Source organism: Photobacterium lipolyticum (assembly GCF_003026475.1).
GTDB lineage: Bacteria > Pseudomonadota > Gammaproteobacteria > Enterobacterales > Vibrionaceae > Photobacterium > Photobacterium lipolyticum.
Genome location: NZ_PYMC01000023.1, coordinates 36,446 through 58,554, shown reverse-complemented (window position 1 = coordinate 58,554; position 22,109 = coordinate 36,446). Strand labels below are relative to the sequence as shown.

Annotated in this window: 19 protein-coding genes; 5 read left to right on the top strand and 14 right to left on the bottom strand. The window is 45.9% G+C overall.

Translation table 11 applies throughout. From position 1 onward, the window contains the following. Nucleotides 1-314: 314 nt before the first annotated feature. From C9I89_RS20675 to C9I89_RS20650, 6 genes are all read right to left on the bottom strand, one after another. A complete protein-coding gene (locus C9I89_RS20675) occupies nucleotides 315-1,193 on the bottom strand; it encodes a TIGR03899 family protein (RefSeq protein WP_107285217.1) in 879 nt (292 codons plus the stop codon). Nucleotides 1,194-1,487: 294 nt separating this feature from the next. Beyond that, entirely contained in the window at nucleotides 1,488-1,970 is a 483-nt protein-coding gene (locus C9I89_RS20670; RefSeq protein WP_107285216.1) for a DUF3299 domain-containing protein, read from the bottom strand. A gap of 12 nt (nucleotides 1,971-1,982) precedes the next feature. After that, nucleotides 1,983-3,242, bottom strand: coding sequence for an ABC transporter permease (locus C9I89_RS20665; protein WP_107285215.1), 1,260 nt, complete (start codon nucleotides 3,240-3,242; stop codon nucleotides 1,983-1,985). Then, nucleotides 3,239-3,934 (bottom strand): ATP-binding cassette domain-containing protein, encoded by a 696-nt coding sequence (locus C9I89_RS20660; protein ID WP_107285214.1) that lies wholly within the window; start codon nucleotides 3,932-3,934, stop codon nucleotides 3,239-3,241. The genes C9I89_RS20665 and C9I89_RS20660 overlap by 4 nt, the downstream gene beginning before the upstream one ends. A gap of 66 nt (nucleotides 3,935-4,000) precedes the next feature. Beyond that, nucleotides 4,001-4,582: a zinc uptake protein ZrgA gene (zrgA, locus tag C9I89_RS20655; protein WP_107285213.1), complete on the bottom strand. Its 582-nt coding sequence runs from the start codon at nucleotides 4,580-4,582 to the stop codon at nucleotides 4,001-4,003. Nucleotides 4,583-5,025: 443 nt separating this feature from the next. Further along, nucleotides 5,026-5,577 (bottom strand): YtfJ family protein, encoded by a 552-nt coding sequence (locus C9I89_RS20650; protein WP_107285212.1) that lies wholly within the window; start codon nucleotides 5,575-5,577, stop codon nucleotides 5,026-5,028. 327 nt (nucleotides 5,578-5,904) lie between these two features. Between C9I89_RS20650 and C9I89_RS20645 the strand changes: the two genes are divergently transcribed. Continuing rightward, nucleotides 5,905-6,114 (top strand): DUF1107 domain-containing protein, encoded by a 210-nt coding sequence (locus C9I89_RS20645; RefSeq protein WP_107285211.1) that lies wholly within the window; start codon nucleotides 5,905-5,907, stop codon nucleotides 6,112-6,114. Between the two features lie 26 nt (nucleotides 6,115-6,140). Here the strand turns inward: C9I89_RS20645 and msrA are convergent, their stop codons facing one another. After that, nucleotides 6,141-6,773, bottom strand: a complete 633-nt coding sequence (msrA, locus tag C9I89_RS20640) for a peptide-methionine (S)-S-oxide reductase MsrA (RefSeq protein WP_107285210.1) — start codon at nucleotides 6,771-6,773, stop codon at nucleotides 6,141-6,143. A gap of 168 nt (nucleotides 6,774-6,941) precedes the next feature. Between msrA and tamA the strand changes: the two genes are divergently transcribed. Together tamA and tamB are read left to right on the top strand one after the other, a co-directional pair. After that, nucleotides 6,942-8,663: an autotransporter assembly complex protein TamA gene (gene tamA / locus C9I89_RS20635; protein WP_107285209.1), complete on the top strand. Its 1,722-nt coding sequence runs from the start codon at nucleotides 6,942-6,944 to the stop codon at nucleotides 8,661-8,663. Beyond that, a complete protein-coding gene (gene tamB / locus C9I89_RS20630) occupies nucleotides 8,660-12,403 on the top strand; it encodes an autotransporter assembly complex protein TamB (protein WP_107285208.1) in 3,744 nt (1,247 codons plus the stop codon). Before tamA ends, tamB begins: the two co-directional genes overlap by 4 nt. Nucleotides 12,404-12,453: 50 nt before the next feature. On the opposite strand, the gene C9I89_RS20625 is transcribed toward tamB, so the two are convergent. The 3 genes from C9I89_RS20625 to fbp all read right to left on the bottom strand — a co-directional run bounded on the left by C9I89_RS20625 (nucleotide 12,454) and on the right by fbp (nucleotide 14,649). Next, nucleotides 12,454-12,846: a rhodanese-like domain-containing protein gene (locus C9I89_RS20625; protein WP_107285207.1), complete on the bottom strand. Its 393-nt coding sequence runs from the start codon at nucleotides 12,844-12,846 to the stop codon at nucleotides 12,454-12,456. Between the two features lie 101 nt (nucleotides 12,847-12,947). Continuing rightward, complete coding sequence (gene ppa / locus C9I89_RS20620) at nucleotides 12,948-13,478, bottom strand: inorganic diphosphatase (protein ID WP_107285206.1); 531 nt, start codon at nucleotides 13,476-13,478, stop codon at nucleotides 12,948-12,950. A gap of 154 nt (nucleotides 13,479-13,632) precedes the next feature. After that, the gene (gene fbp, locus C9I89_RS20615) at nucleotides 13,633-14,649 is read right to left on the bottom strand and encodes a class 1 fructose-bisphosphatase (RefSeq protein ID WP_107285205.1); all 1,017 of its coding nucleotides are present in this window, start codon (nucleotides 14,647-14,649) and stop codon (nucleotides 13,633-13,635) included. Between the two features lie 211 nt (nucleotides 14,650-14,860). Between fbp and mpl the strand changes: the two genes are divergently transcribed. After that, complete coding sequence (gene mpl, locus C9I89_RS20610) at nucleotides 14,861-16,216, top strand: UDP-N-acetylmuramate:L-alanyl-gamma-D-glutamyl-meso-diaminopimelate ligase (RefSeq protein WP_107285204.1); 1,356 nt, start codon at nucleotides 14,861-14,863, stop codon at nucleotides 16,214-16,216. Nucleotides 16,217-16,237: 21 nt separating this feature from the next. Then, complete coding sequence (locus C9I89_RS20605; RefSeq protein WP_107285203.1) at nucleotides 16,238-16,858, top strand: flavin prenyltransferase UbiX; 621 nt, start codon at nucleotides 16,238-16,240, stop codon at nucleotides 16,856-16,858. A 79-nt stretch (nucleotides 16,859-16,937) separates the two neighbouring features. Here C9I89_RS20605 and C9I89_RS20600 read toward each other — a convergent pair whose 3' ends face one another. The 4 genes from C9I89_RS20600 to argR form a co-directional block, all read right to left on the bottom strand. After that, the gene (locus tag C9I89_RS20600) at nucleotides 16,938-17,378 is read right to left on the bottom strand and encodes a universal stress protein (RefSeq protein ID WP_107285202.1); all 441 of its coding nucleotides are present in this window, start codon (nucleotides 17,376-17,378) and stop codon (nucleotides 16,938-16,940) included. Between the two features lie 81 nt (nucleotides 17,379-17,459). Then, entirely contained in the window at nucleotides 17,460-20,036 is a 2,577-nt protein-coding gene (locus C9I89_RS20595; RefSeq protein WP_107285201.1) for a TRAP transporter permease, read from the bottom strand. Nucleotides 20,037-20,146: 110 nt separating this feature from the next. After that, a complete protein-coding gene (locus C9I89_RS20590) occupies nucleotides 20,147-21,118 on the bottom strand; it encodes a TAXI family TRAP transporter solute-binding subunit (protein ID WP_107285200.1) in 972 nt (323 codons plus the stop codon). 294 nt (nucleotides 21,119-21,412) lie between these two features. Next, a complete protein-coding gene (gene argR / locus C9I89_RS20585; protein ID WP_107285199.1) occupies nucleotides 21,413-21,883 on the bottom strand; it encodes a transcriptional regulator ArgR in 471 nt (156 codons plus the stop codon). Between the last annotated feature and the right edge of the window lie 226 nt (nucleotides 21,884-22,109).

The following is a 22,109-nucleotide window of genomic DNA, read 5'->3' as shown; positions in this document are numbered from 1 at the left end:
ATCAATACCAATTATCTTATGCTTAACCATGGTCTTATCCTTCTCGATTTCAGATAGTAGAAACAACACTATCTTGGCGCATTATGACGCCGTTTGGGAGAGGGAGGAGACCATCTCATCACTACAAGTTGATATTATTAAGGCTATCCATGGCAAGAAAACTAGAGGAAATAGATAGCCTGAATTAGATCATATTTTTACCTAAAATGGTATTAATCGACTTGTGCGATAAAATAACACAGAGCAATACTGCATTTGCCTACAATACAGTCATAACCAATGAAAGCTTGATTAGTTAATTTATGCTGCTTAAGTTAATACACTTCAACAATAAAATGTTTACTTAATAAATCAAGTAGATTTTCTTTGTAAGCTTCGTGATCCTTATTTCCGAGTAATCGTGCTAATTCTTGTCCTGTTGGAGAGAAACGATAATAGGTAAAAGTGGTGCCTTTCTTTACTGGTTTTAGCATGTAGGAATTGTTTTGATAGCTAAAAGGCAGCGTATGCTCTAGGGAGATCTCGCCGGATTCTAGTTCTGTTCGTAAGACTAACCCTAACTCCATCAAGATGAGGAGGTTTGAGTAAGGAAGTTGGTAGTTGCCCAACTGCAGCTTATGAGTAGAGTTTTGTTTTAGTAATGGAAACCGTCTTTTCTTTATATTAATTCCGGTTAGTAGTCTTTTGCTGCTGTCATTGCCAAAATGGCAGGCGAGTACGCTGGCACGTTGAAAAGTGTGTGCCTCTCTCTGAGTCATATTCTGTAATGTTTCTAAGGCTTTTAAAGATACAGATCCAGCAGATAGAATTTCTTGTTTTAGGATCCTTCCCCACAGTTTTTGCATTGATGTACCGTGAATGTTCTGAGCCATCGAAAAGAAGCGTACAAGCCAGTCAGGATCGGGTTCATCTGCCGTTTCATCACCACATGCGTCATGAGTAAGCTTAATGATTACCTCAAGGTTATGTTGTTTGCGTTGTTGTTCTATCTTTTCTCTGTGATCCGCTCTTTGTTGTAGGTTTTGTTCATGCGAACGGCCGATCATTGCATTAATAGCGTGAAGAGATGCGATCTCTTTAGTTCGTTCCTGACTGTTTTTTATATAGCTGTTTTTCTCATTTTTGTCTTTGGTCGTTACGACGGTTTTTAGTGATATTGATGATGTGACATCTTCGTCGTGTTCGTTGCTCATAATTACCCCTGATAAAGGTTTCCTGAGTATAGTTTTACCAGTTGTTCGTATATTTAATCAATAGGTGCGACTTTGATGATGGTTAATGGTTAATGGTTAATGGTTAAATTTGTTAATTGTTTTATTGGCTGGGAATGCGGTAGGTTAGGGGTGTTGATGAATAAGTCAGGTAAGCGGGTTACAGACATTTTACTGGTTTTAGGTTACGTGAGTATGTTGGCTTATCTTGCCTCTCACGTTTAACGAGTGCAGATAAGCCAGCTTTAGTTAAGAGAAGAAAGTTATCTCTTTCAATTACATATCATCGTATTCTTCAAGGGCAACCCCATCAAGTAAGTAACCTACTTCGGCCATTTCATGGCTGATATGCTGAGTCTTTAATTTTCCTACCACATAAACCACATCCCATAACTGCTGGATTGGTGCTCCTTTTTCAAATTTCACATAGAGTATTTGATTTGGTGGTGGTGGTGGGACATGAATGCATGCACCAAAATACGGAACTAATAAGAATTCCGTGACAATCTTATCATCACCTTCTAAGGGAATGACAAAGCCTGGAATTTTTACTTCACTTCCATTGAGCTCTTCACGCACACCGCCAATTATTGACTGTTTTGATGCTTCCCCATTGTGATTGAGGAAAGGCATCTGATTTTGATCAAATTGATTTCTTTCCTGCTCTGGAATTAAATCAATCCAGTCTAAAATAAGTACTTCATTAGCGTTACTGATCAGGGGCAACCAGCAGCAGATTACAATTAACCACTTCTTCATTATTCGTCCGTCCTATATTCTTATTGTCATACCGTCAGCTAATGAGTGTCGATAAGCTCGCACTGCAGGGATGCTCCCGACCAAGATGCCAGCGATTTGAATTAATCCCAATAGACTCAGTTCATGCGATGTTAGTGCTGTAATCGCAATATACAGGCCAAATTGTTGCTGGATAAGAGGCTGTAAAACTAGCAATATACAGAATAGAAGGACAGTACCAATGACAATACCTACTGTCGTTAGTACCGTTGCTTCGCTGACAAGTAAAAAGAAAATATGGCCAGGCCTGGCACCCATCGCCCTGAGGATAGCCATCTCTCGGCGTCTTTCATTTAAGCTGGTAAGCAAGCTGGTTAACATACCAAGCAGACCTGAAACGACAACAAAAACGGAGACAACCAGTAATGCCTGCTCAGCAACAGACATCATTCCCCAAAGCTCATGCAGGGCAATACCCGGCATGATAGCGCTCAATGGTTCTTTCTTGTAAGTATTGATATAACGTTGTAATGCGAACGTTTGGATTTTAGATTGCAGACCTAAGATCGCCGCTGTTATTTGCTGGGGTTCAAATTGATGGTTCGCGAAGTTTATGGCATCAGGGGTATTACCTAGCCTTGCTCCGGACTCCCAGCCAACGTGAATAGCTTCGATTGCAGCTAATGACACATGAACGCTTCGGTCTACAGGTGTTCCGGTCGGTGCCAGGATGCCAACGATTTTAAAAGGCAGATTATCATGGCGATTAAACGCTTTATCGCTAATACCATGTGCAATGACTATGTCATCATCTAGTTGATAGTTTAGTTTTTTTGCAACTTCTGCACCTAACACTGTTTCGAATAAGTTAGAAAATGGACGGCCTTTAGATAATGATAAAGGTTGTTTATTACCATATTGGTAGTGTTCGAAGTAGGTTTGATCGGTTCCAATAACACGAAATCCGCGATGTGAATCTCCGAGTGAAATAGGTATTGCCCATTTTACGGCTCGGTGTTGGCTGATCTCCTGATAACTCTGCCAGTCGATATTATTGGTTGCATTCCCAATACGAAATACAGAATAAAGTAATAGGTTTACTTGTCCTGATCGAGAACCAACGATGAGATCCGTCCCAGATATCGTATTAGCAAAGCTCGCTTTAGCCTGGGTACGAACTCTTTCTACACCAAGTAGTAGAGTGACAGAAATAGCGACGGTCAATAAGGTAAGAAGTGCCGTTGTTTTGCGGTTTGCCAGGCTTTGCCAAGCCAATCGTAGTATTGCACTCATCGTTTACTTCCCTTGTAGGCCTGATTGATATCATTGAGTGCGATGCTGCGATCAAACAAGGATTCCAGAGTTGCATCATGACTGACAAACAACAGTGTGGTTTGAGCTTGTTCGCATTCCTTCATCAGCAGTTCGATGAAAGCCTCTCGGTTATCATGGTCTAATGCGGAAGTCGGCTCATCTGCGATCAGTAATTCTGGTTGGCCAATTATTGCTCGGGCGGCCGCGACACGCTGTTGCTGGCCGATACTTAACTCAGTAATAGGTCTGTTCAGGCAACTTTGTGGGAGATGGAGGTGACTTAAAATCCGTTTAGCTTCGGCTTCCAGGGTATTTTTTATCTGCACTTTTCGCCGGGTTGAGAAGCGGCAGGGTAACAGTACGTTATCAATGACTGAAAGGTAAGGAAGTAGGTTGAACATCTGAAAAATGTAACCAATATGGTCGGCTCTGAACTTATCTCTCTGTGTTGATTCGAGGTGACTGAAAGGTTGTTGTAGAAGGTTGATTTCACCTGAAGTAGGCTGTGAGATCCCCGTCAACAGGCTTAATAAGCTGGATTTACCACTGCCGCTTGGCCCTTTTAGAAAGACTTTCTCACCTTGCTTGATCGTCAAGGATGGAATTTCGAGTAGATTTTCCATTTGTTTAGGCCATCTGAATGTCAGGTTGCTCAGTTCTATAACGTTCATTGTACTTCCTAAAATGGGGGATGAGGATCCCCCATGATGACTGAAATTTTTTACGACGACTTTTGATTAAAACTTAAATAGCGTACTCGTTGGAGTCAGCTGTTCAGCCTTTTGGCTCGTTTCTGTAATCGCCTGAATCGCAATTTTTTCCGTTGAAGGGAAGTGTTTAAACCAACTAACCTGCAAATCTTTTAGCTGCTTAATGTCGGCACAGTGGAAGGCATACTGGGCGGAAAAACCACCGTGAGTAGCATGTTCATGGTGACTGTCATGATCATGTTCTTCGTGATCATGTCCGGCGTGACTATCATGTGTTATCAGGTTTTCTGTGATAAATGCTTCTGTCAGCTGACATTTCGCTGATGCTGTGAATGCAAACAGCTCAGTGGCTTGTTTCAGTTCTTCAATAGCTCTTTCTACGGCTTGCTGTTGTTGTTCGCTGGTTGGGGGATGCTCAAAACCAACGACATCAGCGCCAGGAGCGGTAATTTCGAGTAACAGGTCTTGGCCATCTTGAGCAATGTTGAACTCTACAATTCCGTGTTGATGAGCATCATGTTGGCGATGATACTCATCAGAAGCCGCGGCTGCAGAGAAAAGGGAGCTGACAATTAGGGCACAAGTGGTAACGCGAGGTAGAAAAGTCATAATAATTCCTTACGATAAAATATGATTGGATAGATTTCTATTTTGACATCAGGAATGTATTGGCGGGGCACGGGCGAATCGGATTGAAGGCTGTGTGTAGCCTTGAGAGGGAGCTAGTATTCGGTGATTGAATCTATGGCTGATTTCAGCTGGCAGAGTTACTGAGAAGGGCGTTGCTGCTTCATGAACAAGATGGCAAATACTGCAATCCTGAACATGGTGGTGCGGATTGATGGCTTCCAGTTTGTGGAGTGCAGTAATTGGCCCGATTGAGTAAATCAGGAAGATCAGAAAAGCGATGCAGAAACGCGGCAATCTAAGCCATTTTTTGACTGTCACTTAAAGAGGAAAAGCCATAACCAATAATATTGTAATAATATAACATTACTTTTTAGGTTTGGTCATGACTTTGTCAGCATGAATAGAATACTAACGCCAGATGATCACAGGTTGGTTTTAACCAGGCCCATGGCTTGATCGATTTCTTCTGGTGTCAGTTTACCTTCTTGAACAAAGAGTACCTGGCCAGTTTTACTCAGAACAATAATGGCAGAATTCTCTTCTTGTAGTTGCCATGCTGACTGCACTGTGCCATCAGCATCGAGTACCATGGATGACCAGGAAAATTCTTGCTTGCTATCTTCAGCTGAAGATTTTACAAAGCCCCCCGTCCCCCAGATTGAATCATTTTGGTTTATGATGGTTGTGGTCTGATATATTTCTGCTGGTAAATTTGCAGCTTTGATTGCATTTATGATTTCGGCATTCATTTCTTTGGCTGAGCTACGACCGGCAATAGCCTGAATAACCCGAACTTTGCCCGATAACTGTGTACTTTCCCATTGCTGATAGATGACTTTGTCACCACTTAGCATGATTTCTCCTTGCTCAGACACTGTGACATTAGGGAGATTCTGTCCGACCTGAATATTATGTGCGGCTGCAATACCCGGTAATAATGCAGCAAGTAATACGATTATTGGCTTCTTATTCATTGTATTTATTCCATTTATTTTGGACGCATCACTATATTAGTTAACTTTTGATGTTCTGGTTATACCCGTCCAGAATAATAGATCTTCATCACTAAATAGGTCTGATTTTATCTAAATTGCGAAGCTATCACGGATTTAATCGAGGTGTAGCATAGAATTGCTATGCCAGGCATTAAAATTTGTTCTAAAGTTCTTATTTATATTTTGGATGTAAATGATAGATAAACACCGAAGGTTGGCAGTCAGTTTAGAGCATATACAGACAAGACTTTTGAAACGAATTGGGATTATCAAGGTCTATTATTATGTCAATTATGTGAGGGAACCATGCTAAGAATATTTAAACAATATCGCCCTAACCAAATTGCGCGATACGTAAAAAGTTATTTTCGTGGTCGGTTGTTTATTGTTGGTATTGGTGCCTTCGAATTTGATTGTGGGCGGTTATTACCACCAAAAAATCAGAACCTTAAGGCACTTAATGCATTATCTGAAGTAAACAGAGAAATTCAGTCTTTAGCTGCCGACGTCATTTAGCCAGAGGCTGTGCTCTGGCCCAAAAATCATTGCGGGGGTAGACAAATCCCCGTTCCGCCTAAACCACAATATCCATCAGGGTTCTTGGCCAGATACTGCTGGTGGTAGTCCTCGGCAAAGTAAAATGTGCCAGCCAATTCTATTTCTGTCGTAATTGAGCTGCCAGTATGTTGTTGCAGAGCCTGTTGATAACGATCTTTACTGGTGTTGGCATGGGCGAGCTGTTCTGGCGATGTTACATAAATAACGGAGCGGTATTGGGTACCTATGTCATTTCCCTGGCGCATGCCCTGAGTCGGGTCATGATTCTCCCAAAAAAGAGCAAGTAGCTGAGGCAGGCTTATTTGCACAGGATCGTAAATGATCCTGACCACTTCAGCATGTCCCGTTTTACCTGTGCAGACCTCTTCATAGGTTGGATTCGGGGTAAAACCACCGCTGTAGCCTACAGCGGTACTATAAATACCGTTTTGTTTCCAATAGAGTCGTTCGGCTCCCCAGAAGCACCCCATTCCGACAATGAGCGTCTCGTGTCCCTGAGGTTTATCATCATTGAGTAAAGTGCTATTTACGGCATGAGGCCGGGATGGAAGGGTTGGGGTTGCCCGTCCGATAAGTGCGGTATTAGGGGCGATCGTTTGCTGTTTTGCTGGTGACATTGTTAGATCCTTTTACACTGTCTGTTAGATAGAAAGTAGAGGAATATGGCAAGACAATCAATATTCAATGTTTTTCAGACAATAAAGGTTGGCAGTTATGGCTGGCTTTGTCAGAATCATTTATGCGCATACTTGAAATGAAACTCTTATAAATGAAGCACAATAATAATGACTAACATTTTTAAGCGATTTGGCATTACCGCTGTAGCTATTTTTTTTTCAAATTTGTTGTTAGCGGAGACTTCGCTTGAAATTGAGGGGTTACAAGGAAATCTGAAAAGCAACGTAGCTGCTTATGTATCAGCGATCCCTAAGGATGATTACAGTACGACTTTGCGTTTTCGCGAGCAACTTGAAGGTGAGATTAAAGATGCGCTTAAAGCGTTAGGTCATTATCAACCTTCTTTTTCCTATCAGGTTGACGAAGATGGTCAGGACACAGAGATCACTGTTACTGTGGAGCCTGGACCGATTACGCGTATTGCCCGAAGCAATATCATGATTTCCGGCATGGCAGAAGATGATCCGGATTTTATTGCATTAGTGAAAGAGAGTGGTTTAGGGCTTGGTCAGTCTCTCAACCATGGTAAATATGAAGCATTGAAGTCGTCGCTCTCTAGCCTGGCACTGCGAAAAGGTTACTTTGATGCTGAATTGACAAAGAGTGTAATGGAGGTGGCGCCATCACGAAATGAAGCCTTTATTACGATCGAATTTTCCGCAGGACGGCGCTATAACTTTGGTGAAACGACTTTTACCGGAAGTCAGATTGAAGAAGACCGTCTGCAATCGTTAATTCCTTTTGAAGAAAATGAGCCGTATTTAGCCTCAAAATTAGGTGAGTTTAACCAGCGCTTATCAAATGTAGGCTGGTTCTCTTCTATTTTTGTTGGAGGTGATGTTGCCCATTTAGATGACGAAACAGTGCCCATTCAAGTTACCCTCGAGCCTCAGGTTCGCAATCAGGTTGAAACCGGTATTGGTTACTCGACGGATGTCGGGATGCGCTTGAAGTTTAACTGGAAGAAACCATGGCTGAATCGTGCCGGTCATAGCCTGAATGTAAAAACTGAAATATCGAAAGCTCAGCCAAAAATTGAGGCGACCTATAAAATCCCTCTAGATGACGTGCTAAATGATTACTATCAGGTGGTTAGCGGGATCCGTTATGTTGATAACCACGATACCGTCAGTACCGAATACAATCTCGGCCTAGAACGTCATTGGCTTCTGGAGTCGGGTTGGAAGCGGGTCGCTTCCGTTCGCGGGTTATATGAAAATTATAATCAGGGGGCAAATGAAAGTGGTGTTTTAAGAATGATCATCCCGGGTATCAGTTACAGTAAAGCCAGAACCCGCGGCGGTTCGATGCCAAGCTGGGGGGATAAGCAATTGATGTCTATTGAGTATTCAGACCCTGCATTCGGCTCAGATACACGCTTGGCGCGCTTCCGTGGTCGTAGTGCCTGGATACGTAGTTCCGGAGAGGATCACCGTGGCCTGTTACGTGTCGATGGTGGTGCTGTGATTGCCGATAAAATTGAAGACGTGCCGCCATCGATGCGTTTTTTCGTCGGTGGTGACAATAGTTTACGTGGTTATCGCTATCAATCTATTGCTCCCAGAGATGATCAGCGGCAGTTGATAGGTGGTCAGTATATGCTGACCTCATCGTTTGAATATCAGTACCGTGTCTCTGGTGATTGGTGGGGGGCCGTTTTTTACGATTACGGCTCAGCCTGGATTGATAACCCTCATTGGCTGAGTGGTACCGGTGTCGGGGTGCGATGGGCATCGCCTGTCGGTCCAATTCGTCTTGATTTTGCATGGGGACTTGAGAAGGAAGAAGATAAGTTCCAGATCCACTTTATTCTGGGGCCTGAATTATGACCTGGGTGAAACGTATTTCTCTGGGGGGGCTGGCTCTGATTGTATTCTTAATCATTGCCGTTGCGACACTGCTCTATACCTCTGCCGGGGTAAAACTTGCGGTGTGGGGGGCACAAAAAGCGCTGCCGGCCCTGTCGGTTGACAGTAGCAGTGGCGCATTGCTTAAAGGCTTCCAGTTAAATCAGGTCAAATATCGAGATGAGCTGGTGGACTTAGCCGCTGATAACGTCAACCTTAAGCTGGATGACCGTTGTTTATTAATCCCCGAAGTGTGTATCTCTGAGCTTGGATTGGCGGGGATCCGTTTTAGTATGCCTGAATTGCCACCACCAGCAGCGGATACGGAAGCACCTGTATCCGAGCCCGTAACGGATGTGGTAATGCCATTGCCCATTCGAATTGATCGTCTGCGTCTTGATGATATTGCGCTAGACATTCTGGGTAACAAGGTCACATGGCAACAGTTTTCTACTGCTGCAGAGATTGAAGGCAGCCATTTGGTACTAAAACCCACTGACTGGCAAGGTATAGAGCTGACACTTGCGACGGCGACTAAAGATGATCAGGCTCAGCCAGTAGAAGAAAAACCATCTTCTGAGCCGATTACTTTACCGGAAGTCATATTGCCAATGTCGTTTGATATTCAGCGCTTTACGGTGAGGGAGTTCAAGCTTAATGGCGACATACCGCAACAGGTCAATTTGCTTGAACTTGTTGCGAGTGCGGAATCAAGTGATATTGCTATCAGTAAACTGGTTTTAGATGTACCGCAGGCGAAGCTACAAGCAACGGCAGATGTGTCGTTAACCGGCGACTACCCATTATCTTTAGACGCGAACGCCGATATTGCAATGGAGCCGCTGCAAGATCATCAGGTCGCTCTGAACGCATCGGGTTCATTGGCAAAGCTGACTTTAGATGCAAGCCTGAAAGGGACGTTGGATGCGCTTGTTTCGGGGCAACTCTCGCCACTCGATCCGAAGCTACCGTTTGACTTGGTTGTTACCAGTCATCATATCCAATGGCCAATTGATACTAAACCTGAGTTCGAGGTTGCAGATACCTTAGTGAGCGCTAAAGGCAGCCTGGATGGCTATAAGTTTGATCTGAAGAGCAAGATTGATGGCGAGCCAATGCCTGCCGTTGCGGTGAGCCTGAGTGGTCAAGGGGACTTGAACAAGGTCAACCTTGAGGCGCTTAAGGTCGATACCCTAGGCGGTACCATCGCCGGTAAAGCGAATGCTAGCTGGAAAGATGCCGTGAAGTGGCAGGGAGAGCTTGAATTCAGCCATATTCAACCAGGCTTGGAATGGCCGGAGGCTGAAGGTGATCTTAGCGGAAAATTACGGACATCGGGTGGACTGACGGAGCAAGGTGGCTGGTTTGTCGCCTTGCCGGAGTTGGCCATCGACGGGGTTGTCATGAAGCAAGCCTTTACCCTTAATGGGCAATTCGATGCCAAAGATCTGAATGGTAAAGGTGACATTCAGCTGGTTACCCGAGGGCTGACTTTAAAGCATGGTCCAAATGGCCTAACGGCAAGGGGGGAGCTAACGAAAGAATGGGCCATGACCGCTCAGATTGACGCACCTGATTTAGCACAATCTTTACCTGGGCTGCGTGGGCGAGTGCTTGGTCAGGTTGATTTATCCGGAAAAATGGCTGAACCCGAGATAGAGCTGGCACTTAATGGCGATGCTCTGGGGTGGCAGGAGCTGGCGAGTTTGCAGGCTTTTGAGCTGAAAGGGAAAGTAACGCCAATGCCGGAATTAAAGGCGGATGTCAGCCTGTATGCAGCGGATGGTGAATATGATGCTTTTAAACTTGATGATCTGCGCCTGATCTTCCGTGGTAGCGAAGAACGGCATACATTAACCCTTGATGTGAATGCCCAGCCAGTCAGCGCAGAGCTCGTTCTGACAGGTCGGCTTGATCGTAAGGCAGGTTGGCAGGGAAGGTTGGATCAGGCAGTGATTGAGACCCAGGTTGGTTTATGGGCATTGGATCACCCCACGAAACTGGGCTACAACTTGAAAACCGAGTTAGCCAATGTTGCCGCTCATTGCTGGCAGCAGGGGAAATCGTCACTCTGTCTAACGGAAGGTTTAGAAGCCGGAACATCAGGCCATGCCAAACTGGCGGTTAATCACTTCGAGTTTGATTTAATTGAGCCTTATCTTCCCGAATCTATTGTGATTAAGGGGGAGGTTGATGCCAATCTGGAAGCCGCATGGGCACCTGGCACATCGCCGTTTGTGAAAGCACTGATTAAGCTCCCTACGGGATCGGTGACTCAGGTTCTGGAGGCAGATCAACCCCCTCTCACCGTGGGGTGGGATAAGGTCACGGTCAATGCTGAAATTAAAGATGATGTCCTGAATGCCGATTGGCTAATTGCGATAACGGATAATGGTAATCTCAGTGGTGAGGCTCAAATTACTCAGTTAATGGCTGAACAGCAGCTGAAGGCCAAGGTCAACATTGATCGGTTTATGCTGGGTATCCTTGAGCCTGTCATTAAGGATTACCACCAGTTTGATGGCCAGGTTGACGCCAGTCTGAGCGTGACAGGTCCTGTTATGCACCCTGCGGTTAATGGTCAGCTTCTGGTGACAAAGGTTAAGGCTATCGGGCGTGAAGTACCGTTCGATATTGAACAAGCCGATATTCGCGCAACCTTCTTGGGGTATAACGCGACCCTTGAGGGAGATGTGATCACTCCGGATGGCAAATTGCAAGTTCGCGGTAATGGTGACTGGCAGGATCTGGCAAACTGGAAAGTTCAGTTGGATGTGAATGGTCGTGAATTGGAGATCCACCTCCCACCAATGCTGGCGCTAAAAGTGTCGCCGGCGTTAACCATTGCAGCCTCCCCCAATAATGCAGAGATCACCGGGAATATTGCCATTCCTTGGGGGCGGATCAAGGTTGATCAGTTGCCGGAGTCGGCAGTTTCGGTGTCGGACGATGAAATACTGTTGACGGATGATTTGCAGCCCGTAGACGTTGAGCAGAAGATGCCATTTGATCTGAAAACCAATATCTTGGTGAAGATAGGTAATGATGTAAAACTGTCAGCCTTTGGTCTTAATGCCGGGTTGATCGGTGAGCTGAATGTTCGTCAGAAGGACAAAGGCCCGCTGGTTTACGGGGAAGTGAACCTTCAAGATGGTACCTATCGATCATTTGGCCAGGAATTGGTTATTCGTAAAGGCCAAATCTTGTTTAATGGCCCGGCAGATCAGCCTTATTTATCGATTGAAGCGATCCGAAATCCCAACAACATTGAAGATGACGTGGTTGCGGGGATCCGGGTCCGTGGTCCTGCGGATGCCCCCCGAATTGATATCTTCTCGGACCCGGCGATGGCGCAGCAAAATGCCTTATCTTATCTTTTGCGTGGTAAAAACCTGGACAGTGAATCGGGAGATAGTGGCAGCGCGATGACAACCGCACTGATCAGCATGGGGCTCGCCAAAAGTGGGCAGTTGGTGGGTAATGTCGGTGAAGCCTTCGGTGTTCAGGATCTTGCTCTGGATACCGCAGGTGCGGGCGATGAGTCGCAAGTGACTATTAGCGGTTATATTGCACCGGGCTTGCAGGTAAAATATGGCGTGGGGATATTTAACTCTGTCGGTGAATTTACGGTTCGTTACCGGCTGATGAAAGATCTCTATATTGAGGCAGTATCGGGATTAGATAGTGCCGTTGACTTACTGTACCAGTTTGAGTTTGATTAAGGGCCATTCAGATTATGAATGGGTAAGAGACTAAGCACCATAGCGATGATCTATGGTGCTTTATTTTTTGGCGAAAGCGATGATTCCGGCATTGCTGTAAGGAGTGCCTGATAGCTCTGGCCGTTATAGACATTGTGATAACCCAGCTCGTTTAATGCTTGCTCGGCAATTTCAGCTCGTCGCCCGGTGCGGCAATAAAGCAGAATAGCCTGAGATTTATCAGCAGCAAATGTCGTGATTGTTTCTATCTTGTCGTATGGGATATTGAGCGATAACGGCAGGTGGCCACGAATAAATTCCTCGTTGCTGCGAACATCAACCAGCAAGGGATTCCCCTGGGTATAATGCTGCCAAAACTCTTCAGGGGTAATAATCTTGGCTTGAACAGAGGCTGAGTGAAAACAAGCCAGAAGTAATAACGAAATAAACACGTTAGGTTTCATTTTAATGCCTTGTTCTGCTATAGCGTTGACTGTATCCGTCGGCTGAAACGCTCCGTCTATTCTTTCAAGAGCCGGGAGCGTTTTCTGACCGACTCACGGTATTATTTTTCTTGAGCGCGTTTGAAAGAAGTCATAATTTCTTCTTTAGCCGCAGTTACATCAGCCCAGCCATCAATCTTCACCCATTTACCCGCCTCAAGGGCTTTGTAATGCTCGAAGAAGTGAGTGATCTGTGCTTTTAGCAGCTCGGGTAAATCATTGACATCCTGGATATGGTCATACTCTTTAGTCAGTTTGCTGTGTGGTACTGCAACCACTTTGGCATCTTCACCTGACTCATCGGTCATCTTCAATACGCCAACCGGGCGACAACGAATAACAGAGCCTGGTACGAGAGGGTGCGGAGTGGGAACCAGTACATCCACCGGATCGCCGTCGAGTGACAGGGTGTGATTTACATAACCATAGTTGCATGGGTAAAACATTGGACTCGACATGAAACGGTCAACAAAGACTGCCCCCGTATCTTTATCGACTTCGTATTTGATGGGATCTGCGTTTGCCGGAATTTCGATAATAACGTAGATATCTTGTGGGATATCCTTGCCTGCCGGGACTTGGTTAAGGCTCATGATTCACACCTCATGCTCAGTTAATAAATTGTTGTAGATGTATGAATTATAACCAGCGGGCTTAAAAAAAACAGTGGATAGCTTGGTTAACGCAGGATCTTACGGCAAAAAGATATCCAGCAGGCTGTTAATTTTCAGCCTGCCGGATGAAGGTTTACTGCTGTTCCGGGTATTCTTTCAGGAAGTCCTCAACCTGACGGACCATCTTAGTGGAACCGACAAAGAATGGAACACGCTGGTGCAGCTCTGTTGGCTTGATATCCATGATCCGATTCTCACCATCTGAGGCTAAACCACCGGCTTGCTCAATCAGAAATGCCATCGGGTTACATTCATACAGTAAGCGTAGCTTGCCGTTAGGGTGAGCAGCGGTGCTTGGATAGAGGTATATCCCCCCTTTGAGGAGGTTACGGTGGAAGTCAGACACCAGAGAGCCGATATAACGTGAGGTATAAGGCCGGTTATCCTCAGGCGCGTCTTCCTGACAGTATTTAATGTACTTCTTCACCCCCTCAGGGAAGCGAATATAGTTACCTTCGTTGATAGAATAGATACTTCCGTTTTCAGGAATTCGCATATTTTCATGCGACAGGCAGAACACACCTAACGAGGGATCGTAGGTAAAGCCGTGGATGCCATTACCTGTGGTGTATACCAGCATGGTCGATGAGCCGTAAATAACATAGCCGGCAGCTACCTGACGGTGACCGGGCTGCAAGAAATCTTCCTGCGTCGGTGGCGTCCCTTTTGGTGATATACGGCGATAAATGGAAAAGATGGTACCGACGGAAACGTTTACGTCAATGTTCGAAGAACCATCCAGTGGATCCATTAAAACCACATACTTGGCATTACGGTTCAATTCTTTATTGAACGCTACCGCTTCGTCTTCTTCTTCACTGGCGACACCACAAACCTGATCGCGGGCTTCCAGTGCGGCCTTAAATTTATCATTGGCATAAAGGTCGAGTTTCTGTTGTTCTTCACCTTGCACATTTTCGCTACCGACAGCGCCAGTAATATCAACAAGTCCAGCTTTGTTGATTTCACGGTTGACGATTTTAGCCGCAAGCTTTATTGAGCCTAGCAGTGAAGAGAGTTCACCACTGGCATGGGGGAAGTCATTCTGTTTCTCGACAATGAACTCACCAAGGGTTCTAATATCGGGCATGTACAATCCTTGCATCAAGTTGTCTTTGGGGCGGATATGTCAGGTACAATGTCTCTAACGGACAATTATGTACCCATAAATGGCGCTTAGCCGTTTTAAAGGGGGGTTACCTTTTTTGTATATAAAGAATTGTATATAAAGATCTTTTTTATGGTAACGAAGTAACGCAAAAGCGTGAAATCATCTGAATTTAGCCAGTGAGCCGAGAATTATGCACATCCATATTTTAGGTATTTGCGGCACATTTATGGGCGGCGCCGCCATTCTTGCCAGACAATTGGGCCATAAAGTGACCGGCAGTGATGCCAATGTTTACCCTCCAATGAGTACCTTGCTTGAATCTCAAGGTATTGAAATTATACAAGGTTACGATCCGTCACAGTTGGATCCGGCGCCAGACTTAGTGGTAGTCGGTAATGCGATGAGTCGTGGTAACCCCTGTGTTGAGTATGTGCTTAACCGCAACCTGCGTTACACCTCGGGTCCGCAGTGGTTGCAGGAGTTTTTATTGCATGAACGCTGGGTTTTAGCGGTAGCGGGTACTCACGGCAAAACCACCACAGCCAGTATGTTGGCCTGGATCCTTGAAGATTGTGGCTATCAACCCGGTTTTCTGGTCGGTGGGGTGCTCGGAAACTTCGGCGTTTCTGCGCGGTTAGGTGAAAGTATGTTCTTCGTTGTCGAAGCGGACGAATACGATAGTGCTTTTTTCGATAAACGTTCTAAGTTTGTTCATTATCGACCACGAACGCTGGTTATGAATAATCTAGAGTTCGATCACGCCGATATTTTTGATGATTTGAAAGCGATCCAACGCCAATTTCATCATTTAGTGAGAACTGTGCCGGGCAATGGCCGGATTCTGGCACCAAAGGGTATAGAAAATATTCAGCAAACCTTAGATATGGGGTGCTGGAGCGAGTTGGAATATACCGGTGAGGGTGGTCACTGGATGGCGAAAAAGCACATTGCAGACGGCAGTGTGTTTGATGTTTATCTTGATGGTGCCGTGGCGGGAACCGTCCGCTGGGATTTGGTGGGTGAGCATAATGTGAGTAATGCCCTGATGGCAATTGCTGCTGCCCGTCATGTTGGTGTTACGCCGGATCTTGCCTGCGAGTCATTAGCAAGATTTATCAACACCAAACGTCGGCTTGAACTCAAAGGCGATGTGAATGGGGTCAAGGTTTATGATGATTTTGCCCATCATCCGACAGCCATTAAGTTAACCTTGGATGGCTTGCGAGCGAAAGTGGGTGATGAGCGGATCTTGGCGGTGTTAGAACCTCGTTCAAATACCATGAAGTTAGGTGTTCATAAAGACGATATTGCCCCTGCATTACATGCCGCCGATCAGGTGTTCGTATTCCAGCCGGAGACTATTCCATGGTCTGTGGGGGAAATAACCCAGTCCTGTACTCAGCCGGCGATGACTGAAAGTGATCTGGATCTGCTGGTGGACAAAATTACAGCCGAAGCAAAAGAGGGCGACAATATCCTGGTGATGAGTAATGGCGGCTTTGGCGGTATACATGACAAGTTACTGGCGGCACTCGCGGCAAAATAACCTTAATGAAGGAAAATAAAAATGAAAGATAAGCGCATTACTCTCGCCTGGACGGGGGCGTCAGGGGCACCGTATGGCTTGCGTTTATTGGAGTGCCTTATAGCGGCTGACTATCGGGTTTATTTGTTGATTTCTTCCGCCGCAAGAGTGGTGCTGGCAACAGAGCATGGCTTAAAGCTACCGGGCGGAGCGGCTGCAGCGAAAGAGTTGCTGGTGAAACATTTGAACTGCGATGCCAGTAAGCTGGATGTGTGTGGCAAGGAAGATTGGTTTTCGCCCGTCGCTTCGGGATCGGCAGCACCAAAACAAATGGTCGTTTGTCCCTGCTCCGCGGGAACGCTCGCTTCTGTTGCGCATGGTATGTCTGATAATTTACTTGAGCGTGCTGCCGATGTGGTTATGAAAGAGCGGGGACAGCTATTGATGGTGGTACGAGAGACACCGTTTTCGACCCTGCACCTGGAAAATATGCTGAAGCTGTCAAAAATGGGCGTGACTATCATGCCGGCAGCGCCAGGTTTCTATCATCAGCCGGAGACCATTGAAGATATGGTGGACTTTATAGTGGCACGAATTCTCGATCACCTTGGTGTTGAGCAAGGCTTAGTGCCGCGCTGGGGGTATGATCAGCGTAACGCATAAGTCTCAGTCATGTTATTACAGTCCCCATCCTGAAATAAATCAAAGCCCGCATCCGCGGGCTTTGTGCTTTTTGTTATTTTCAATGAGCTTGTGGTTTGAGTACCAAGACATTGATGGGTGAGTTTTCAACCACCTTCGATGCAACTGAACCGAGCATGACTTTATCCAGCTTAGAGCGTTGATGGCTAGGCATGATGATCAAATCTGCACCTATACGGCTGGCTTGCTCTAAGATGGTTGTCCAGGCTTTTCCTTCTGAAATATACATATGATGGATGATTTCATCCGGGATGTATTTTTCAGCAAAAAGATTAAGCTGATGCTGGGCATCCTGCTTCATTTTTCGAGCGGCATCTTTGGGGAAATAGCTCGACACCATCGACATGTGAATGCCAGGCAAGACGTTCAGTAGATGAATTGTGGCATTGGATTGCTTCGCATGCCATACCGCGAGCTCAACGGCTTTATCTGAGAAGCCCTGTTCATTGAGATCGACCGGAACCAAAATTTGTTTAAACATATTATTCCCTTAAGCTGTGTGGGCTCAATTAGGGAGAATAACTTCTCCCTATTATTGAGTGTAGACCTATGCAGGATGCATTTACTGTATGATTCCAGCTTTAGCACGTCGGCGTTGGTTCCATCCTAAAGCACCTAAGAGTAATAAAGTGGGAACAAAAACCCATTCTTTCATCGGTCGTACAGCAGGTAGGCTGACTTTTGTGATCTCCCAGTCAAAATCGATCCCCGCTAATTCTGCAGCACTACCGAACTCGATCATATCAACCATCATTTTTTCACCGTCTTGGCGGAGCATTAATCCGGTTGACGCGATACGGTCGTCCGGCGTTATGGCCTCTTCATCAAAGGGTAATAAGACAAGCTTACTAATGGTCTTACCTTCAAGGTTCTCCCCGCTGACTTGTAGTTCAAGCGGCTGACCAACATCCAGTTTATCGGCCACGTCAGCAATCAGCACGCCAGGCATTTCATGCTTGGCCGGGTAAACCATGTCCCACCAGTAACCCGGGCGGAACAGCGAGAAAGTGATCAGTAGTAAGAGCGCGACTTCCCACCATTTGGTTTTGGTAAACCACCATCCTTGGGTGGCCGCAGAAAAGGTCAGCATCGCGAGCACGGCCGAAACGATGGTGAGGGTTAAATGCCACCAGGAATCGATATCCATCAATAACAACTGGGTGTTGAAGATAAACATGAACGGCAGGATCGCGGTTCGGATATCGTAAGTGAACCCCTGGATACCGGTACGTATCGGATCGGATTTGGCGATGGCGGCGGCGGCAAAGGCGGCAAGGCCTACCGGTGGGGTATCATCGGCCAGAATACCAAAGTAGAACACAAACAGGTGAACGGCGATTAATGGGATAATCAGTCCGCTTTGTGCGCCTAGCGTCACGATAACGGGGGCCATAAGGGTGGAAACCACGATGTAGTTAGCTGTCGTTGGTAGTCCCATCCCGAGGATCAGGCTGATCAATGCGGTAAACAGTAACATCAGCATGATGTTACCGCCGGAGATAAACTCGACAAAGTCAGTCATTACCAGACCGATGCCGGTTAGGGTCACCACACCGACGACAATACCTGCGGCAGCCGTTGCGACACCAATACCGATCATGTTGCGACCGCCAGAAACGAGACTTTCTAACAGATCATCAACCCCTTCACGTGCGGCATCTCTTAACGTTTTCTCTTTATTAAACATCGCCAATAATGGACGCTGGGTTAATAAAATGAAGATCATAAATACAGTCGCCCAGAATGCCGAGAGACCCGGTGAGAAACGTTCGACGGTTAAGCACCAGACCAGTACGACGATTGGCAGCAGAAAGTACAGCCCCGATTTGATCGTGGGCCCGGGCTCCGGTACTTCGAGTAACTCTTCATCCGGGTTTTCCATGGCATGGTCTTGATAGTTAGCCGAGACTTTGATTAAAGCGACATAGGCCACTAAAATAAGCACACCAATAATCGGTGTTGCTGCAGCGCCAAAGGCATCTTTGGTCCAGCCAATACCGTAATAAACCGCGCCACTGATCACTATCAGGCCGAGTAAGGTACCGACAAAGGATAATAAGCTTTGTGCAATTGTTGGTTTATAACGACGCGGCAGGCCGGTCATACCGGCCTTACAGGCTTCGAGGTGAACGATGTATAACAAGGCAATGTATGAGATCAATGCCGGTAAGATCGCGGCTCGAATAACTTCAACATAGGAAATCCCAACATACTCAACCATCAAGAATGCGGCTGCACCCATGATAGGCGGTGTTAGCTGACCATTGGTAGAAGCGGCAACTTCGACCGCTCCCGCTTTTTCACCAGAAAATCCCACACGCTTCATAAGTGGAATGGTGAAAGTTCCGGTGGTGACGACGTTGGCAATCGATGAACCCGAAACCAGCCCTGACAAGCCCGAGGCGACAACTGCGGCTTTCGCCGGCCCACCACGCATATGACCCAATAAAGAGAACGCGACTTTAATGAAGTAAGCGCCTGCTCCTGCCCGTTCCAGCATTGCGCCAAACAGTACGAACAGGAATACAAACGATGTTGATACCCCTAGGGCAACGCCAAAGACCCCTTCAGTCGTTAGCCACATATGTGACATTGTTTTATTCAGGCTGGCCCCTTTATGCGCAATGACATCGGGCATATGAGGGCCGCCGAAGGTATAGAGTAAGAATACGGCAGCAACCACCATCAACGGTGGGCCTAAGGCGCGTCGAGTGGCTTCAAGCAGCAGTATCATCCCGCAGACAGCAACAATGATGTCTATCTGGGTTGGAGCGCCAGAACGCTCGGCGAGTTGACTATAAAACAGATAGATATAGCCAGCCGACAGGCTCCCGACCAGCGCCAGCAACCAATCGATAGCAGGAATACGATCCCGTGATGAGTGCTTCCGTGCCGGATATGCGGTAAAAGCCAAGAAGATGGCAAAAGCAAGGTGCACTGAACGGGCTTCGGTATCATTCAAGATAGCGAAATTAAAAATGAACGGAAGTGGCGAGGCGTACCATAGCTGGAACAAAGACCAGCAGAGTGGAACGAACCATAAGATACGTCCCGCAATACCACCAGGGTTTCTAGCCCCGGTGTCTGCCTGAGCTACCATATCTTGAACATCTGTCGACGTTTGTGTTGTCTTCGTCATGCAGCATCCTTGCTTGTTATAATTTAATTCTATGGGGGAGGGAAATAGCATGCGCCGCAAATGCGGCGCATGAGGGGCAACGAGTGCCTCTTAAATGTAGTCAAGCGAGGTTATTTTGGTAGATAACCGGCTTCTTTGTAGTAGCGAATTGCCCCTGGGTGCAGAGGAATTGACAGACCATCTTTAACCATTTGTTCTGGTTTCAAGTTAGCAAATGCCGGGTGCAGGCGTTTAAAGGTATCGAAGTTTTCAAATACCGATTTCACCAGCGCGTAAACTACATCGTCAGAGACATCCGTAGAGGAAACCAGCGTTGCTGCGACACCAAAGCTATTTACGTCTTTATCGGTACCTTTATACATGCCGCCAGGAACCGTGCTTTTGGCGTAGTATGGGTTGTCGGCAACAATTTTATCGATAGCAGCACCCGTAGCAGGAACTAGCTTAGCATCACAAGAAGTCGTTGCTTCTTTGATTGAACCGTTTGGGTGGCCAACCATGTAGATGAATGCATCGATTTTATTATCACATAGTGCTTGTGAACGCTCGGAGCCTTTTAGTTCTGAGGCCAATTTGAAATCGGCCATAGTCCAGTCCAGTGCTTCCATGACCACACCCATAGTGGCGCGGTCACCAGATCCTGGATTACCAATATTTACGCGTTTACCTTTTAGATCTTCGACATTGTTAATGCCTGCATCTGTGCGGGCAATAATGTTAAATGGTTCGGTGTGAAGTGAAAAAACGGCTCGAAGTTTTTTATAAGAGCCTTGATCTTTGAATTTACTGGTACCGTTATAGCCGTGATACTGCCAGTCCGATTGCACAATACCAAAGTCTAATTCACCGGCCCGCATGGTGTTCACGTTATAGATAGAACCACCGGTCGATTCGACAGAACAGCGAACATTATGCTGTTTACGATCTTTGTTCACCAGCTTACAAATAGCACCGCCAGTAGGGTAGTAAACCCCCGTTACTGAACCGGTACCGATTGTGATGAAACTCTGGGCGTTGGCCATACCAGCCGTCATGAAAACGGCGGCCAGTGCACTCGTTTTAATTAGATGTTTCAATGCCATGTTTATCCTTTCCTTATTGTTGTTATCTCCTGGGGAGAAATGTTTTTCCATCGGTGGAAAAGGCACTATTGCGGAAGCAAATCAGGCAGATAATAGCAAAAGTGATGAAAGGATTTAAAACTGCGTTAACAAAGATTTGCTAAATATTTGATGAAATCACAGCTGATTAGAGAGAGGGGTGGTTTATTATCTATTGTTATCAATGATTTGATTTGCAATTGTTCAAGTTACAAGAAATTTTTCTGATTGTGATCTTCGTCACATTTGATGGGGGCTGATGCCCCCACTAATATATTAGTTACTGTAGTCGAAAAGATCACAGACAGAATCAAAGAGTTCTTCGGTGGTGGTACCGCTAGTTGGCGTGATGAAAATAGTATCATCACCGGCAACGACCCCCAAAATACCTTCGGCCTTACCTAAAGAATCCAGAAGGCGGGCAATCAGTTGTGCGGCACCTGGCCCTGTCTGAATCACAACCAGGGCGTTGTTATGACCAATTTCCATTACTAGCTCTTTCAGCGGGCTGGTTGTGGTCGGTACACCTAACTCTACAGGCAGGCAGTAAACCATCTCCATCTTAGCATTGCGAGTACGGACTGCACCGAACTTGGTCAGCATGCGAGAGACTTTTGACTGGTTGATATTATCGAACCCCTGAGCTTTCAAGGCATCAACAATTTCACCTTGAGAGCTGAATTTTTCTTCTTTTAGAATCGCTTTGAATGCTTTGATTAAACGTTCTTGTTTGTCTGAATTTCGCATAAGTAAATTTTATGTACAGGGACGAGGTAGCATATTTTCGCATAACCTCTTGGTGAGTAGCAAACAGAGTTCATGAAAACTGACGTTTTAATCACTTTTATCGTATATAAAAAGAGGATCTATTTCGCCTGTTATACCCTCCAGAGAATTGTTTAAATTGGTATTACCTGATTGTTGCAGTTGGTTTTTCGAGCTGAGTATCATTTGGCAACGATTCTTATTGTCG

Bases quoted from the DNA above. Each gene is read 5' to 3' on its own strand.
- C9I89_RS20675 (WP_107285217.1), bottom strand. From the start codon at position 1,193: ATGAGCAACGAACACGACGAAGATGTCACATCATCAATATCACTAAAA.
- C9I89_RS20670 (WP_107285216.1), bottom strand. From the start codon at position 1,970: ATGAAGAAGTGGTTAATTGTAATCTGCTGCTGGTTGCCCCTGATCAGT.
- C9I89_RS20665 (WP_107285215.1), bottom strand. From the start codon at position 3,242: ATGAGTGCAATACTACGATTGGCTTGGCAAAGCCTGGCAAACCGCAAA.
- C9I89_RS20660 (WP_107285214.1), bottom strand. From the start codon at position 3,934: ATGAACGTTATAGAACTGAGCAACCTGACATTCAGATGGCCTAAACAA.
- zrgA (WP_107285213.1), bottom strand. From the start codon at position 4,582: ATGACTTTTCTACCTCGCGTTACCACTTGTGCCCTAATTGTCAGCTCC.
- C9I89_RS20650 (WP_107285212.1), bottom strand. From the start codon at position 5,577: ATGAATAAGAAGCCAATAATCGTATTACTTGCTGCATTATTACCGGGT.
- C9I89_RS20645 (WP_107285211.1), top strand. From the start codon at position 5,905: ATGCTAAGAATATTTAAACAATATCGCCCTAACCAAATTGCGCGATAC.
- msrA (WP_107285210.1), bottom strand. From the start codon at position 6,773: ATGTCACCAGCAAAACAGCAAACGATCGCCCCTAATACCGCACTTATC.
- tamA (WP_107285209.1), top strand. From the start codon at position 6,942: ATGACTAACATTTTTAAGCGATTTGGCATTACCGCTGTAGCTATTTTT.
- tamB (WP_107285208.1), top strand. From the start codon at position 8,660: ATGACCTGGGTGAAACGTATTTCTCTGGGGGGGCTGGCTCTGATTGTA.
- C9I89_RS20625 (WP_107285207.1), bottom strand. From the start codon at position 12,846: ATGAAACCTAACGTGTTTATTTCGTTATTACTTCTGGCTTGTTTTCAC.
- ppa (WP_107285206.1), bottom strand. From the start codon at position 13,478: ATGAGCCTTAACCAAGTCCCGGCAGGCAAGGATATCCCACAAGATATC.
- fbp (WP_107285205.1), bottom strand. From the start codon at position 14,649: ATGCCCGATATTAGAACCCTTGGTGAGTTCATTGTCGAGAAACAGAAT.
- mpl (WP_107285204.1), top strand. From the start codon at position 14,861: ATGCACATCCATATTTTAGGTATTTGCGGCACATTTATGGGCGGCGCC.
- C9I89_RS20605 (WP_107285203.1), top strand. From the start codon at position 16,238: ATGAAAGATAAGCGCATTACTCTCGCCTGGACGGGGGCGTCAGGGGCA.
- C9I89_RS20600 (WP_107285202.1), bottom strand. From the start codon at position 17,378: ATGTTTAAACAAATTTTGGTTCCGGTCGATCTCAATGAACAGGGCTTC.
- C9I89_RS20595 (WP_107285201.1), bottom strand. From the start codon at position 20,036: ATGACGAAGACAACACAAACGTCGACAGATGTTCAAGATATGGTAGCT.
- C9I89_RS20590 (WP_107285200.1), bottom strand. From the start codon at position 21,118: ATGGCATTGAAACATCTAATTAAAACGAGTGCACTGGCCGCCGTTTTC.
- argR (WP_107285199.1), bottom strand. From the start codon at position 21,883: ATGCGAAATTCAGACAAACAAGAACGTTTAATCAAAGCATTCAAAGCG.